The sequence below is a fragment of the Guyparkeria hydrothermalis genome (assembly GCF_023555385.1).
Classification (GTDB): domain Bacteria; phylum Pseudomonadota; class Gammaproteobacteria; order Halothiobacillales; family Halothiobacillaceae; genus Guyparkeria; species Guyparkeria hydrothermalis_A.
On record NZ_JAJSED010000001.1, the window covers coordinates 1,128,982 to 1,143,324 of the forward strand.

The following is a 14,343-nucleotide window of genomic DNA, read 5'->3' on the forward strand; positions in this document are numbered from 1 at the left end:
TCACTACGGAATCGCCTCCTGAGGGGGCGCCGATAAACCGGGGCATAGTACCACAGAGACCCTCCCCGAGCGCGGAGCGTCCCGGCTCATTCGAACAGCCGCGCAATCCCGCCACGGTCGGGGCGCTGCACCACCCCGGCCTCGGTGACAAGCGCGTCGATCAGCGCCGCCGGCGTCACGTCGAAGGCGGGGTTCTCGACTGGTGCGTCAGTCGGCGCCACCGGACGCCCGGCGAGGCTGCGCACCTCGTCCGCCGGACGGTGCTCGATCTCGATCGATCGTCCGTCGGCACAGTCCCGGTCGATCGTCGAGCGCGGTGCGACCACCATGAACTTGACGCCGTGGTGGCGCGCCAGCACGGCAAGCGAATAGGTGCCGATCTTGTTGGCGGTATCACCGTTGGCCGCAATGCGGTCGGCACCGACGAGCACGCAGCCCACGCGGCCGCTCGCCAGCACGCTCGCCGCGGCGCTGTCGCAGATCAGCCGGTAGGGAATCCCCTCCTGCGCCAGCTCCCAGGCGGTCAATCGAGCGCCCTGCAGCCAGGGCCGCGTTTCGTCAACGTAGACGCCCTCAAGTCGACCTGCCGACCAGGCATCTCGCACCACACCGAGGGCCGTCCCCTGACCGGCAGTGGCCAGCGCGCCCGTGTTGCAGTGAGTCAGGACCCACTGACCCGGCTCGATCAGGGCCGAGCCGTACTGGCCCATTGCGAGATTCGACTCGACATCCTCCGACTCGATGGCGCTCGCCTCGTCGGCAAGCCGCTGCAGGCTTGATTCGGCATCCAGCCCGGCGCAATTGGCCAGACACGCCACCATCCGATCGAGCGCCCAGACGAGGTTCACCGCGGTGGGGCGCGCCGCGGCAAGCTCGTCGTAGACCGGGCGAAGCGCCTCGGGCGTCAGCACCCTGCCCTCCTCACACCCCCGGTGGGCACCGAGCAGGTAGCCGTAAGCTGCCGCCACACCGATGGCCGGCGCTCCACGCACCGCCATGTCCCGTATCACTTTCGCTACGCGCGTTGCGTCTGAACAACACAGCCACTCTTCCTGATGAGGCAGCAGCCGCTGATCGAGAACCCACAACTCGTTTTTCTTGAATATCAGTGCCTTAAGCAACACAGAACCCCGATGTGAAACTAATCGAAAATGCCGATATCAGACGGCCGGCACAGTCATCGAACGCTCGATAAACCGGTTTTTGCGCCCGACATTCCATCTGAATTTCGCTATTTTTGCACTTTGCCGGAATGGACGACTACTATTTTGGTCAGATTCACCCGTTGCCGGACCTGAATCAGGCTTTCGCTAGCAACAGCCATAAAAGTCATCTCTGACCTCAGAAGAAACAAGGAGATTTCACAGATGAAGAAAATGACCGTGATCGCTGCCTCCGTCGCAGCCACGTTTGCCTTCTCTGGCCAGACCTTTGCCGGGGGTCAGTCCCCGTACGTGTTTAACAGCAACGGTGACCCGGTGAAGACCGGCCACGGCCCGTGCCTGTACAACAACCACGGCACGCTGAACAGCGAGACGGCCATCGAGGAGTGCAACCCGGAACTGGTACAGAAAGCCGAGCCGGCGCCGAAGCCGGTGGTTGAGCCGCCTCCGGCACCGGAGATGAAGACCGTCACCCTCGAGGCGGACACCTACTTCGACTTCGACAAGTCGTTCCTCCGTCCGGAAGGCAAGGACACGCTTGACGCGCTGGTACGCGACATGGGTGACCTCAACTCGGTCGCTGAAGTCACTGCCGTCGGCCACACCGACAGCATCGGCACCGACGAGTACAACCAGGGCCTCTCCGAGCGCCGCGCCGCTTCGGTCAAGGAATACCTGATCGAGCAAGGCGTCCCGGCCGACCGGATCGAGACCGAGGGCATGGGCGAGTCCCAGCCGGTCGCGACCAACGAGACGCGCGAAGGCCGTCAGAAGAACCGTCGCGTAGAAGTGACCATCAAGGGCACTGCCCAGTAATCCCCTTCTCCACGAGCGGGGATACGATAAACACCGCCTTCGGGCGGTGTTTTTTTGTTTGTAGGACGCTGCCCCGAATGGGAAACAGAAACCCGACTCGAACGGGATAACCGGCCTACACTCACTCCCTGCCCGCGAAACGACCATCGCAAGTCACAAATCAGGAGAGCCCCATCATGGAAGCGAGCTTTTTCTCTATTTACGTGCTGCCGTGGATCATCAAGATTCTCTTGGCGATCGCCATCGCCGTGGGTGGCTACTACCTCGCCAAAATCGGCACGCCCTCGCTGACCCGGCTGCTGCAACGGACCGGCATGGACAACATGCTGGTAGGCTTCGTTGTCGCGATCGCCCGGGCTGCGTTCCTGCTGTTCGTCGCCATCGCCGCCCTGTCGAAACTCGGGCTGGACACCACGTCACTGGTCGCGTTGGTGGCAGGCGCCGGCATCGCCGTCGGCCTGGCGCTCAAGGACTCACTGAGCAACTTCGCCGCCGGCGTTATGATCCTGACCTTCCGTCCGTTCCGCAGCGGTGACTTCATCATCACCGGCAGCCTGATGGGCACAGTCAACGAGATCGGGATCTTCCACACCCGGATGAACACGCCGGACAACGTCGAGATGATCGTGCCCAACGGCAACCTCTACAGTGCGGCCATCACCAACTACAGCGTGCGCGACACCCGTCGCCTGGATCTTGCCGTGGGCATCGACTACGCCGACGACATCGCCAAGGCCAAGGAACTGGTCATGCAGGTCTTCGAAAAGGACGATCGCGTCCTGAAGGACCCGGCACCGGTAATCCTGGTCAACCAGTTCGGTGCCTCCAGCGTCGACCTGCTGATTCGCCCCTGGATCCGGTCGGCCGACATGCCGCTGGTCAAGTCCGACCTGCAGCAGCAGATCAAGGAGACGTTCGACGCCAACGGCATCACGATTCCTTTCCCACAGATGGTGATCACCTCGGCCGCGACCGACGAGGAAAAGTCGAAAAACTGATGAACGGGAAACCCCGAACGCACGAAAAAGCCCCGCCGAAGCGGGGCTTTTTTATGTGTGTCGGGACACCGTGTCCCGTCACGTGACAAGCGCCTTATCGACCGCCGGCGTAGCCGCCACCCATGCCACCGGCACCGGGGCCCATGCCACCACCGGCAGAGACGGTCGTATCATCGTCGTCAAGGTATCGGTTGACGGAATCGGCGCCCCCACCGCCCTGGACAAAGGCAACGAAGCTGTCGCTGTCATCCAGTGTATCGATGCGCGTATTGTGGATGTCGTTCGGCATGTTGGCCGTGCCGGCACCCGTCGGGCTGTTGTGGTCAGCCAGGGCCACACCTGAAGTCAGGAAGGCCGCGGTAGCGAGCAGGGCAGGAGCAATGGTCTTTGTCTTGATCATGGTGTACCTCTCGTACAGTCACCTTACATACTTGCATGAGAATATAACCATATTCTTGTCATGCATAAGCTCAGATAGTGACGGCAGGCAAAAGTTCCGCTTTGCCGAATATGCTCGACAGGCTCCCCACGATGTGGCAAACCACGGAGGCGCCACCCATGAGAAACAAAGACCATTGCGTCGTCTATGCTGGTGGACACAATCGTGTCGGGAGTCCGAATGATTCCTCGCTTGACGAGCCGGAGCGCTGACACCCCCACCTGTCCTGTCGGAAATCGGTGGCTGCTGGCTACAACCCTCAGCATGACGCTACTTGGCGCCGCAGGTGGCTACTTGTGGGGCGCTAACGCAGTAATGCAGCAAGCCGATGAACGAGCCACCGATCTCGCGCAACGATGGGACCCCGCCGTCAGCTCCTTCTTCTCCCGCTATACCCTACTGCCCCGCGCCCTCGAACTGCTCCCCAGCGTCCGAAACATTCCTACCTCTGCCTCGCCGGAGTCCGCCAACTCGTTCCTGAGCACCCTGGCCAGTCGATTAGAACTGGACGCCGTCTACGTGATCGGCCCCTCGGGCACGACAGCAGCCTCAAGCAACGAGAATTTCGTCGGCGAGAATACGGGTTCCGTCCCTATTTCCAGAACGCCATGAACGGCCAAATCTCACACTATGTGGCCCTGGGAAGCACATCGCGCGAGACCGGCTATTACGTCGCGGGCCCCATCCGCCAGGATGATCAGATCGTCGGCGTGATCGCAATAAAGATACGTTCGTCCTCCATTGGCGACCTGCTCCACCAGCTGGGTGAAGACGAAACGCATGGGGTTGACTGGGCCCTTTCGGACGAATACGGCGTGATTTTCGCCGCCTCGCGTGATGAATGGCTTCATCGAAGCCGTCACCCGCTATCGACCGCGACTCTGGATCGCCTCCGGCAGGAACGCCGCTACCCGGGGACGCAGCCTTCCGTCATGCCCGCCCCCTACCGCAGCCGTCACGAAGGCGCCGATCATTCGCTCATCATGCGTTTGAGCGACCACGTCGGCACCGCAACGGCGCCGATATCGGGTACCGACTGGCGGATTACCTTCTTCACGTCCACCCACGGCTCGGCCCCGCTCGCCATGGCCTACGCGGCGATGGGCGGCATAACGGCCCTGGCCATCACGTTGATCGGAGTGGTGCTGGTGTTCCGGGAGATGACCCGTGCCCAGATGCTGCGCACCGCAGTGCGCGACCCGCTGACCGACTTGTTTACCCGGCTGTACATGAAGGAAGCCATTCCACCGCTCGTCGCCATGCACGACAGGCATCCCGACCAAGGCTTCACGATGGTCATGCTCGACATCGATCACTTCAAACGGGTCAACGACCATCACGGCCACCTCGCCGGCGACCGGGTACTTGCCTACGTCGGCTCGATAATCCGCGAAGAGGTCCGCGCCGGCGACATCCCGGTTCGTTACGGTGGGGAGGAGATGGCTGTATTCCTGCCGGGCGAAGGGCTCACGGAAGGGCGGAAATGTGCCGAGCGCATCCGGCAAACAGTGGAAAACGCGGCAATACGGGCCGGTCATTCGGTGCTGAGCGTCACGCTGAGTGCCGGGGTCGCCACCCACCGACAGGGCGAATCCCTTTCAACCCTGATCGCCCGAGCCGACCGGGAGCTGTATTGCGCCAAACAATCCGGCCGGAACCGCGTCTGCGTAGAAGGCAGCACGGCTCCCGAAACGAACTGACGCCCTGACAAAGCCAAAAAAAAAACGCCTGCGGCACAAGCCGGCAGGCGCGGTGGGTCCAATTCGTTGAACCAGTGATATGGCGGAGAGGCAGGCCGAAGAACCCGGCAAAATCAGGTAAAACAGGGGCAATATAAACAGAGGGTTAGAGCCTTTTTACTTGCATTGTCGTTATGCGACCGTACACTCGAAGGTATGTAGACGGTATGCAGGGAATCGGCAATGGCAAAGACACTCCACCGACTCACCGCTCGACAGGTGACAGCTAAAAGCCTACCACCGGGCGTTCACCATGACGGCGGCGGGCTCTACCTACAGAACCGCGAGCATGGACACCGCTCCTGGCTGTTCCGGTTCACTCACGACGGCAAGCGTCACTGGATGGGCCTCGGGTCGATCGAGGAGCTTCCGCTAGCTGAGGCACGCGAACAGGCCGCAGCCTTCCGTGCCGAGGTAAAACGCGGCATCAACCCCATGAGCAAGCGGCGAGAGAACTACGCCGCCACTGTCTCCCGCACCAGCCGCGCCATGACCTTCGAGAAGGCGATGGATCGTTTCCTCGCGGCCAAGTCGGCACAGTGGTCCAACGACAAGCACGCGAAACAGTGGCGCTCGACACTGACCCAGTACGCCCTGCCGAAGCTGGGAAGCATGCCGGTCTCCGAGATCACCACCGACGACGTGCTGCGCGTGCTCGAGGGCCAATGGCTCAAGAAAACCGAGACCATGAACCGCGTGCGCGGGCGGATCGAGAAGATCCTCGACTGGGCTACAGCGGCCAAGCATCGCGAGGGCGACAACCCGGCCCGGTGGCGCGGAAACCTTAAAGAGCTGCTGGCCGACCCGACCACAGCGAAAAACGAGCAGCACTTCGCCGCCCTGCCCTATGACCAGGTGGCCGATTTCGTGGGCGACCTTCGCGGGCGTGCCGGCATGTCAGCCAAGGCCGCCGAGTTCGTCATCCTCACGGCCGCACGCACAACGATGGTACGCGGCGCGACTTGGGACGAGATCGACCTAGAGGCCCGCGTCTGGACGATCCCCGCCGAGCGCATGAAGGGACGCAAGAACCAACGGCGCGAGCACAAGATCCCGCTATCCGACCGCGCCGTCGAGATCCTCGAGAGCGTCCGGGGCGATCATCCCGAGATCGTATTCCCGTCGACTACCGGCCGCGCCATGAGCGAGAACGCCATGCTTGCCCTGCTAAAGCGCATGGATCGGCGCGACGTGACCATTCACGGTTTCCGCTCGACCTTCCGCGACTGGGCAGCCGAAACGACCCACTACCCGCACGAGGTGGTCGAGATGGCGCTCGCCCACACCATCAAGAACAAGGCCGAAGCCGCCTACAGACGCGGCGACCTGCTCGAGAAGCGCCGGGCGCTGATGCAGGAATGGGCCGACTATTGCCAGCCAGCTAAGGAGGGCTTGGAATGACGACTATTCAGCGAGGCACCGGCGGCTGGGTCGAGCCGTTTTCATTCACAGAAGACGAGAAAGAGCAGCTGCTTTCAGTCTGGAAGCGCAAGTCTCAACACTCAAATGCCCGTGAGTTCGTCAATCTGGCCGAGCATATTGTCGAACTCTGGAAGTCCCTTGATGCTCCGGTTGACGCCGAGGAAATGCGCACCCGAGCGGTCGAGATAGAGAAGGCAGCCAGCGTGCTCGCTCGTGCATTGGGCAACGCGCCCCCTGAATTCATGGACATGCTCGAGGCCGAGTTAGTGGCTGTCACCAGGAACCACCGCAGCCGAGTGCATGAGGCATGGACACATGACCTCGACCAACTGATCGAGGCATCGGGCCGGGTTTCCGCCCTAAAAAACACGGGGGGAGAGGATCGGCGCAAGGAAAAGCATTTAGTCGCCATGCTGGCAACCGAGTATCGGAAGGTATTTGGTAGGCCCGCGCCGAAAGGTGAAGACACCAACTTCCGCAAGTTCTATCTCGAGCTTTGCACCATCCGGGGCGAGCCCCCGCTCTCTAAGAACACATTCAACGAGTTTTTAGGGTCAATCTGACGCCGATCTTTCTGGTCGGGTTGACCTCCTAGCGAAATCGCCAAGAGCGGAGCATGCGGCCCTGTCATTGACGCAATGTCCAATAGCGCAGACAGGAGCCAAACATGGCGAATAAACAGCAAATCAAGCCCCTCGGCTATCGGCAAAGCACCCTTGCCACAGCCCTTCACTGCACGCGCCAAACCATCCACAACATGGAAAAGCGCGGCGACCTCCCACCGCGAGTCGAGATCAGCCCCGGACTGAAAATCTGGCCGGCTGACGTTATCGACAAGTGGCTCGCTGAGCGCGCCTCCCGGACTGCTGCCGAGGAGGTGTGAGCCCATGAAAAAGCAAACCCCCACCAAACGGCAGGGGCTACAAGGCAGTGACAACCTTGAGCATAGCATGCCGCCGTTCGACCTCATCACCTCGCTGGTCGAGGGGAAGCCGGCCAAGCCGGCCCCCGGCATGACCCGCGCTGCGGTATGCCGGTGCCCTGCCCACAACGACAAGCGCCCGAGCCTGTTGGTCAGTGAGCGCGAGGACGGCGACATCCTCATGCACTGCCGCGCCGGCTGCTCATTCTTCGAGGTGCGCGACGCGCTCGGCATCGACCCGGTCGACCTAATCCCCGAGCACATGCGCTACGCCCGCCAGAAGTCGCCACATAAAGGCCCGCGCTTTTCCGCCTGGCAAGCCCTGCAGGCGCTCGCCGTCGACGTGATCGTCGTCGCCTTGTGCGCCGCACAGATCCGGCGCGATGGCTGGATCGACGATGACGACATGCGAGCACTGACTGACGCAGAGGGACGGATCAAGGCAACGCTCAAGGCGGGAGGCTTTCGAGTATGAGCAATGCAGAGGAGCAAGCGGCGGCGATTGCGGACCAGGCCGAGAAAGCGGGGAATACCACTATCACGCGCCGGCCGCCTCGCCTGGTGCCGGTCACTGAGCTGATCGCCAACGCCAAGCCGACCCAATGGCTTGTCCGGCACTACCTACCCCAAGAGGCCTTTGGTGTGCTGTTCGGTCCGCCAGCTGTCTACAAGAGCTTTCAGGCGATCGACTGGGCTGCTTGCGTTGCCACCGGCACCCCGTGGAACGGTCAAAAGGTCCACCGTGCCCCGGTCGTCTACATCAACGGCGAAGGCCCGAACGGCATCAAAAAGCGCCTGGTCGCGTGGCAGCGCCACCACAAGGTCGAGATTGGCGGCGACCAGATGCTTGTGTCCGACAAAGCTGTCCCGATGATCGAGGGCGGCCACTTGTGGGAGGTGCTAGGCCAAGTCGACCAAATGACAGATAAACCTGGATTGTTTGTGATCGACACCCTGTCTCGGGCATTCGGCGGCGGAGACGAAAACGGGAGCGTCGATATGGGTGCATTCGTCGACGCATGCGAGCACCTTCGCCACGAGTACTCGGCGACGGTTCTGGTTGTCCACCACTCGAGCAAGGCAGACCCAAAGAGTGGACGTGGGCATACGAGGCTCAAGGGCGCTATCGACACGGAGTTCTGTATGAGCCGTGAAAAGGATGCCCCGGCGCTCCTGACCTGCACCAAGATGAAGGACGACCGTGAGCCCGACGAGTTGGGACTCGAGTTCGAGCAGATCACCCTCCCGGACATTGTCGACGACGAGGGTTTTCCTGCCGTCACCGGCGTTCTATTGCCGACAGAGAAGCCCGCAGCAGCGCCACGCCCAATGACCCCGACACAGCGTCTCGGTGTCGTGACGTTCGCTGAGGCAATGGACGAGTTCATGACCGTCCGTCTTGAGGCATGGCGGCATGCGTTCTACGCGAAGCACACCGGCGACAGCCGCGACACCAAGAACAAGGCATTCAATCGCATGAGGGCCGCCCTGGCCGATGGCGGCGCGATCATCCAACCGAGCGAGTACGTCTATCAACTGACTCCAAACGAGTCCCGATGGGCAGAGGTTGGAGAGATCGCGGCACGCTCCAAGACAGCAGGACATAACGGGACACGTCCCGGACATGTCCCGCATGACCGGACCGGGACGGACAGGACACACCCCTTTGGGGGTGTCCGTCTGTCCCGTCCGGGGCATGAGTCAGCCGGAGGTGTCCAATGAGTCGCATGGCAGAAGCCGACCGGGCCGGCACGAAGGCCGAAACGGAGGCACCGCGTGAGCTGATACCAGAGGAAAAGGCACTCATCGCCAGGTACTGCCGTCGACGGTACGGCAGCACCGACCAGGAGATAGCCGACACGATCCAGGACTGTGAAGGCTGCCCGCCTTTCCGCGAGTACCTGGTGACACTCGCCAGCCAGTGACAGGAGACAGACAGATGCCACGCGCACCCAAGCAACACAGCCCGGCCAAGGTATCGGCCAAGCGTCACGGACTCCGCAGCGACCGACAGCGGCAACTGGATCGCGGGATGAGGACCAACAGCAGAAGGTGGCGGAAGATCCGTGCGGCCTTCCTGCGGGAGCACCCGCTCTGCCAGGAGTGCGAGAAGTCAGGCCTAGTCACGCCGGCCAAGGTGGTCGACCACGTCGACGGGAACTCGCACAACAACAGCCCCGACAACTTCGCGGCACTGTGCGCCTCATGCCACTCGCGCAAGACAGCTCGGCAGGACGGTGGATTCGGCAACGCCAAGGCATAGGGGCGCCGTCGTTCTTCAGACCGCACCTAGCGCGATCCGGGCCACACACCGTTTTTTCCCAACAGAGAAATTTGAATTCGGAGCACCAAACCATGGGACGACACAAGAAGCCGACCAAGCTGCTCAAGCTACAGGGCAGGCTCGACCCAAAACGAGCGAAAGAGCGCGCTCAAGAGCCTGTGCCGGCCGAGGATCTTGGCGCAGCACCAGACCACCTCACGAACAGCCAGAAAGAAGCGTGGGATGAAATCTCAGGCAACGCTGCCCCCGGCGTCCTGACCAACTCAGACCGCATTGCAGTGGAGATTGCCTCCTGCCTGCTCGACGAGCTACGCCGATCGCCTGCGGAGATGAACGCAAGCCGGATCGCTCGCCTCGACTCCCTGCTAGGCCGCTTCGGCATGACACCGGCAGATCGGTCGCGGATCAAGCCGAAAGAGGAACAGGCCACCGATGACCCGTGGGAGCAGCTTTGACATGACGCGAATGGTGTATATAATTACAGTATGCCTCGAGCGGAGCCCCACGGGCCTGCTCCAGCGCATTGCAAGTGGTCGGTCTCCACGAGACGGGCACACCTTCGCAAGCTGACGTGAATACGCGGCTGGCCGGGGTGTGCCCGTTTTGCATTCGGCACCCGGCAGCCGAGAGACCAAGAGGAAACCGCTATGTCTTTCGAGACCCCCCTAGCACGAGCCCGCCACATGGACCCGGCTCGCAAGATGAACGCAGTCACCGAGCTGTCCAAGCTTGGCGACCAGTCCCTTTCCAACCTGCTGAACGACACCAGCGACCCGGCTACTACCGACCGGAAAGAACTGATCCAGAAAAAGGCTGAGCTTCGCCGTGGTCTAAACGCCCTTAGAGATGAGGCGAGCAAGTCACTGGACAAGAAGGACTTCGAGCGTTCCGACTCGATCACCGATGCCATGCATGCCGTTGGCGACTACATCGCTGCCCTCGACTACGAGATCGACATGCAATCTGAGGTTGCAGCCGTTAATGACGATGGCAGCGACTGGGGCACGGCAACCAGCAATGTCCGCCCCATGGATCACTCCGAGAAGTTCGCGAGCATCCAAGTAGGCAACCATTCCGCCACGCACGCGGGCAAGTTCGGCTTCGGTGAATTCGTTCGCGGCATGGTCGGGCAGTCCAGTTCGATGGACGTGCGCAACGCCCTGAGTGAAGGCACAGACAGCGCAGGCGGCGTGACCGTGCCGCAGCACGTCATGAGCCGGCTTATCGACCGCATGCGATCCAAGCTGGTGACTAGCAGGGCCGGCGCGCTTTCCATTCCGCTCGAAACCGAGAAAACCACCATTGCCCGGCTGGCAAGCGATCCGACCGCTTCCTGGCGTCTCGAGAATGCGGCGGTCGCCGAGAGCGACCCGAGCTTTGAGGCGGTCCAGTTCCAAGCGCGATCCCTCGCCTGCCTGGTCAAGGTGCCTCAGGAGCTGCTGCAAGATTCGGTGAACCTCGAGGACGCGCTCCTTAACGCTTTCGCCGGCAGCATGGCGGTAGAACTCGACCGAGTCGCCCTGTTCGGTAGCGGTAGCGCACCGGAGCCGCTTGGCCTGGTGAACAACCCGAACATCGGCCAGGTAAGCATGGGCACGGATGGTGCCGCCATCACGGATTACTCCCCCATGCTCGACGCGCTGCACGACCTGAAAGCGGCCAACGCAAACGAGCCGAGCGCCATGGTCATGGCACCGCGCACCTGGCGACAGGTAGCCGGCCTGACCGACTCGACCGGCCAACCGCTCAACCCGCCGCCGGCAGTGTCTGAAGTGCCCATGCTCACGTCGACCTCAGTGCCGATCGACGACACCCAGGGCACTTCGACCGATGCCTCGCCGTTGATCGTCGGCGACTTCAGCCAGCTACTGATCGGCATTCGTACCCAGCTGCGAATCCGAGTCTTGCAGGAAGCGTTCGCGAACAACCTGCAATACGGGTTCCTCGCGGATCTTCGAGCCGACGTGGCGGTCGCTCAGCCTGGCGCGTTCTCGGTCATCGAGGGCATCACTCCGGCCTAATCGGCCTAGGCAAGGGCCTGGCACTCCCTGAGGCGGTTTCACCACCTCTAAACGTGCCGGGATTGGTCGGCGAGTGCCCGCAGAAATGCAAAAACCCCGACAGCTGGCGGCACAACCTCCGGGCGTGTGAGCGCACCCCACGTGCGCGGCCAGCACCCATTCAAGGCTTGGGCTCAGATCCAAGCCTACCCAACATCGAGGCACTGACATGGCAACACTCGCAAGCCTGACGGTGGACATTGCCACCAATACGGCCAAGTTTTCCCGAGGTATCGAGAAGGTCGATCGACGCCTCAAACGATTCGACCGCGGCATCGCCAAGGCACGACGCGCCGCACAGGGCCTGTTCGCGATTGCCGGCTCGGTCGGCGCGGCCAGCCTGGTCACGCGCTCCCTCGAGGCCGCAGACGCCGCCCACGACTACGCCAAGGCACTCGGCACGACCACCGAAGCCCTCACGTCCATGCAGTACGCGGCGGACAAGGTACAGGTGCCAGCCGAGAAGCTGCGGGACATCCTGAAGGACACCAGCGAGAAGATCGGGGACGCCTACGCCACAGGGGGCGGCGAGGCCGTGGACGCACTAGACGCCCTCGGGCTGTCTGCCGAGCAGCTGGTCAAACTGTCACCCGACAAGCAATTGCTCGCCATCGCCGACCAACTGGATAACGTCGGCACCCAGGCCGAGAAGATCCAGATCATGGAATCGCTGGGCAACGATGCGTCCCTACTGCTGCCCCTGCTCGACGACAACGCCAGGGCCATGCGCAGATTCATGCAAGAGGCTGTCGACACCGGTCGGGCGCTCGACGACGATCTAGCGGACAAGGCATCCAAGGCCAATGAGCAGCTGAAGAACATTCGCAGCCAGATAAGCGCGGATTTCACCAATCGTGTGGCAGAGAACGCCGAACAGATCACCCGACTGGCCGAGGCGCTTGGCGACGTAGCCGAGGGCGCAATGTGGGCCGCCGACAAGTTCGCGAGCTTTTCCGAATCCCTCGGCGAGGGTGCGGCAAAGATCGTCCATGGATCGGCCGACGCCACCGAGCGGCTACGCGAGCAGATCAAGCGCCTGCATGACGTACAGAATGACCCAACGCCCATCAGCAAGATGCTGCTGTCTGACGCAGACGCGGCGCTTATCAAGCGCGCCGGCGGTGTGCAGGAAGCGATCGACATGCAGACAAAGGCGCTCGACTCACTACGCGAAGCGGAAAGGCGGATTGCGCAGCAGCGTAAGGCGATGCAGGGACTGCCGTCGTCCCCGCTCGCCGCGATTGCCTCTGGCAGTGCCGACACGATGAGCCGCACCAAGGAACAGGCCAAGCAGATTGCACGACTAATCGACCGTTACAAGGAGATGGGTGCAACCGCTGGCATGAGTGCAGTCGAGATTGCCCGTTACAGGTTGGAGCAAGCCGGAGCGACCGAATCCGAGATCAAGGGTGCACTCGCGTCCGTTCGCCACGCGGAGGCTATCGAGGCCCACCAGAAGGCTGTCGAGAAGCAACGCGAAAAAATGGAACGTGCCGCCGAGGATGCGCGGATCTATGGCGAAGCGCTGGATGACGCAGCAAAGGCCGTTCTCGACGGCCTCGACCCGATGCGCGTTCTCAAGCGCGAGCTAGAGGAACTCGACGAGCTGTTCGTCAGGGGACGACTCAGCATCAATCAATGGGCAGAGGCCACTCGCAAGAAGAGCAATGAAGCCCTGATGAATGGCTTTGCCGAGGATCTCCGCAAGCTGGAGGCAGCGTCAGAGGATTCGGCCGATTCGATGTCCGTGTTCTGGGAACAGGCCGCTCGCAACATGCAGGACAGCATGTCGACGTTCTTCTTCGACGTCATGCAGGGCGACTTCGACAACATGGCAGATGGCTTCAAGCGGACCATCGACAAGATGGTTTCCGACTTGATGGCGTCGCAGCTTCTCGACTACCTGGGCAAGGGTAACGCCAGTTCTGGCGGCTCGTGGCTTGAGGGTCTCGTCGGCAATCTTGCGGGGGGAATTTTCGGCAGCGGCGGCGGGACTAGCTGGGCGTCGTCCGGGGCGCAGGTGGTGACCGGCGAGATAAACACAGGCAATGGCTTCGCCAACTTCTCTTCCATCTTCGGCGGCGGTCGCGCCATCGGTGGCCCGGTCAGCGCCGGCACGCCTTACATGGTCGGCGAGCATGGTCCGGAGCTGTTCGTCCCTGACTCGAGCGGCACGGTTCGCTCGGCGCAGAACAGCGGTCAGGGTATGAACGTGGTCAATCACTTCAGCATCACGACACCGGACGCCAGGGGCATGCGAGCGGCCGAGGAACGGATCGCGGCCAGGGTCGGCGATTCGATCATGCGGGCGCAACGGCGAAACCGATGACGCAGATCTGCTTCATCCCCCATTGGGGGGAGAGCGGGGTGCGAGTTGAAATCCAGCCCTTTACTGCTGATACTGGCCTTACTTAAACCTATGGCGGGACGTGCCCGATACAGCACGCGACCGCCCGCCCCTTGTGCGGGCGTTGTTGTTTCTAGGGCCGGGACGATAGTC

At 62.1% G+C, this 14,343-nt stretch carries 16 protein-coding genes; 14 read left to right on the forward strand and 2 right to left on the reverse strand.

Translation table 11 applies throughout. The features are described from left to right. Positions 1 to 86: 86 nt before the first annotated feature. Positions 87 to 1,124 carry an S-methyl-5-thioribose-1-phosphate isomerase gene (mtnA, locus tag LV476_RS05195; RefSeq protein WP_250074105.1) on the reverse strand — a complete coding sequence of 346 codons (1,038 nt, stop codon included), beginning with the start codon at positions 1,122 to 1,124 and terminating at the stop codon, positions 87 to 89. A 243-nt stretch (positions 1,125 to 1,367) separates the two neighbouring features. Here mtnA and LV476_RS05200 point away from each other — a divergent pair, with 243 nt between their 5' ends. Further along, entirely contained in the window at positions 1,368 to 1,979 is a 612-nt protein-coding gene (locus LV476_RS05200; RefSeq protein ID WP_250074107.1) for an OmpA family protein, read from the forward strand. 176 nt (positions 1,980 to 2,155) lie between these two features. Further along, the gene (locus LV476_RS05205) at positions 2,156 to 2,977 is read left to right on the forward strand and encodes a mechanosensitive ion channel family protein (protein WP_250074109.1); all 822 of its coding nucleotides are present in this window, start codon (positions 2,156 to 2,158) and stop codon (positions 2,975 to 2,977) included. 94 nt (positions 2,978 to 3,071) lie between these two features. On the opposite strand, the gene LV476_RS05210 is transcribed toward LV476_RS05205, so the two are convergent. Continuing rightward, positions 3,072 to 3,377, reverse strand: coding sequence for a hypothetical protein (locus LV476_RS05210; RefSeq protein ID WP_250074111.1), 306 nt, complete (start codon positions 3,375 to 3,377; stop codon positions 3,072 to 3,074). A gap of 354 nt (positions 3,378 to 3,731) precedes the next feature. On the opposite strand from LV476_RS05210, the gene LV476_RS05215 reads away from it, so the two are divergent. The 12 genes from LV476_RS05215 to LV476_RS05270 all read left to right on the forward strand — a co-directional run bounded on the left by LV476_RS05215 (position 3,732) and on the right by LV476_RS05270 (position 14,172). Beyond that, entirely contained in the window at positions 3,732 to 4,028 is a 297-nt protein-coding gene (locus LV476_RS05215; RefSeq protein WP_250074113.1) for a hypothetical protein, read from the forward strand. After that, complete coding sequence (locus LV476_RS05220; RefSeq protein ID WP_250074115.1) at positions 4,025 to 5,116, forward strand: sensor domain-containing diguanylate cyclase; 1,092 nt, start codon at positions 4,025 to 4,027, stop codon at positions 5,114 to 5,116. Before LV476_RS05215 ends, LV476_RS05220 begins: the two co-directional genes overlap by 4 nt. A gap of 222 nt (positions 5,117 to 5,338) precedes the next feature. Beyond that, positions 5,339 to 6,556: a tyrosine-type recombinase/integrase gene (locus LV476_RS05225; protein WP_250074117.1), complete on the forward strand. Its 1,218-nt coding sequence runs from the start codon at positions 5,339 to 5,341 to the stop codon at positions 6,554 to 6,556. Next, positions 6,553 to 7,140, forward strand: coding sequence for a hypothetical protein (locus tag LV476_RS05230; RefSeq protein ID WP_250074119.1), 588 nt, complete (start codon positions 6,553 to 6,555; stop codon positions 7,138 to 7,140). The genes LV476_RS05225 and LV476_RS05230 overlap by 4 nt, the downstream gene beginning before the upstream one ends. 104 nt (positions 7,141 to 7,244) lie before the next feature. Further along, positions 7,245 to 7,460: a helix-turn-helix transcriptional regulator gene (locus LV476_RS05235; protein ID WP_250074121.1), complete on the forward strand. Its 216-nt coding sequence runs from the start codon at positions 7,245 to 7,247 to the stop codon at positions 7,458 to 7,460. Positions 7,461 to 7,464: 4 nt separating this feature from the next. Then, entirely contained in the window at positions 7,465 to 7,974 is a 510-nt protein-coding gene (locus LV476_RS05240; protein ID WP_250074123.1) for a hypothetical protein, read from the forward strand. Next, entirely contained in the window at positions 7,971 to 9,221 is a 1,251-nt protein-coding gene (locus LV476_RS05245; protein ID WP_250074125.1) for an AAA family ATPase, read from the forward strand. The genes LV476_RS05240 and LV476_RS05245 overlap by 4 nt, the downstream gene beginning before the upstream one ends. Further along, the gene (locus LV476_RS05250) at positions 9,218 to 9,424 is read left to right on the forward strand and encodes a hypothetical protein (protein ID WP_250074127.1); all 207 of its coding nucleotides are present in this window, start codon (positions 9,218 to 9,220) and stop codon (positions 9,422 to 9,424) included. The genes LV476_RS05245 and LV476_RS05250 overlap by 4 nt, the downstream gene beginning before the upstream one ends. Before the next feature lie 14 nt (positions 9,425 to 9,438). After that, complete coding sequence (locus tag LV476_RS05255) at positions 9,439 to 9,762, forward strand: HNH endonuclease (RefSeq protein ID WP_250074129.1); 324 nt, start codon at positions 9,439 to 9,441, stop codon at positions 9,760 to 9,762. Positions 9,763 to 9,854: 92 nt separating this feature from the next. Next, entirely contained in the window at positions 9,855 to 10,238 is a 384-nt protein-coding gene (locus LV476_RS05260; protein ID WP_250074131.1) for a P27 family phage terminase small subunit, read from the forward strand. 228 nt (positions 10,239 to 10,466) lie between these two features. Continuing rightward, positions 10,467 to 11,804 (forward strand): phage major capsid protein, encoded by a 1,338-nt coding sequence (locus tag LV476_RS05265; RefSeq protein ID WP_250074133.1) that lies wholly within the window; start codon positions 10,467 to 10,469, stop codon positions 11,802 to 11,804. 208 nt (positions 11,805 to 12,012) lie between these two features. After that, positions 12,013 to 14,172, forward strand: a complete 2,160-nt coding sequence (locus LV476_RS05270; RefSeq protein WP_250074135.1) for a hypothetical protein — start codon at positions 12,013 to 12,015, stop codon at positions 14,170 to 14,172. The last annotated feature ends 171 nt before the right edge of the window (positions 14,173 to 14,343 follow it).

Bases quoted from the DNA above. Each gene is read 5' to 3' on its own strand.
- LV476_RS05270 (WP_250074135.1), top strand. From the start codon at position 12,013: ATGGCAACACTCGCAAGCCTGACGGTGGACATTGCCACCAATACGGCC.
- LV476_RS05260 (WP_250074131.1), top strand. From the start codon at position 9,855: ATGGGACGACACAAGAAGCCGACCAAGCTGCTCAAGCTACAGGGCAGG.
- LV476_RS05205 (WP_250074109.1), top strand. From the start codon at position 2,156: ATGGAAGCGAGCTTTTTCTCTATTTACGTGCTGCCGTGGATCATCAAG.
- LV476_RS05235 (WP_250074121.1), top strand. From the start codon at position 7,245: ATGGCGAATAAACAGCAAATCAAGCCCCTCGGCTATCGGCAAAGCACC.
- LV476_RS05255 (WP_250074129.1), top strand. From the start codon at position 9,439: ATGCCACGCGCACCCAAGCAACACAGCCCGGCCAAGGTATCGGCCAAG.
- LV476_RS05210 (WP_250074111.1), bottom strand. From the start codon at position 3,377: ATGATCAAGACAAAGACCATTGCTCCTGCCCTGCTCGCTACCGCGGCC.
- LV476_RS05240 (WP_250074123.1), top strand. From the start codon at position 7,465: ATGAAAAAGCAAACCCCCACCAAACGGCAGGGGCTACAAGGCAGTGAC.
- LV476_RS05245 (WP_250074125.1), top strand. From the start codon at position 7,971: ATGAGCAATGCAGAGGAGCAAGCGGCGGCGATTGCGGACCAGGCCGAG.
- LV476_RS05265 (WP_250074133.1), top strand. From the start codon at position 10,467: ATGGACCCGGCTCGCAAGATGAACGCAGTCACCGAGCTGTCCAAGCTT.
- LV476_RS05215 (WP_250074113.1), top strand. From the start codon at position 3,732: ATGCAGCAAGCCGATGAACGAGCCACCGATCTCGCGCAACGATGGGAC.
- LV476_RS05230 (WP_250074119.1), top strand. From the start codon at position 6,553: ATGACGACTATTCAGCGAGGCACCGGCGGCTGGGTCGAGCCGTTTTCA.
- LV476_RS05220 (WP_250074115.1), top strand. From the start codon at position 4,025: ATGAACGGCCAAATCTCACACTATGTGGCCCTGGGAAGCACATCGCGC.
- LV476_RS05200 (WP_250074107.1), top strand. From the start codon at position 1,368: ATGAAGAAAATGACCGTGATCGCTGCCTCCGTCGCAGCCACGTTTGCC.
- LV476_RS05225 (WP_250074117.1), top strand. From the start codon at position 5,339: ATGGCAAAGACACTCCACCGACTCACCGCTCGACAGGTGACAGCTAAA.
- LV476_RS05250 (WP_250074127.1), top strand. From the start codon at position 9,218: ATGAGTCGCATGGCAGAAGCCGACCGGGCCGGCACGAAGGCCGAAACG.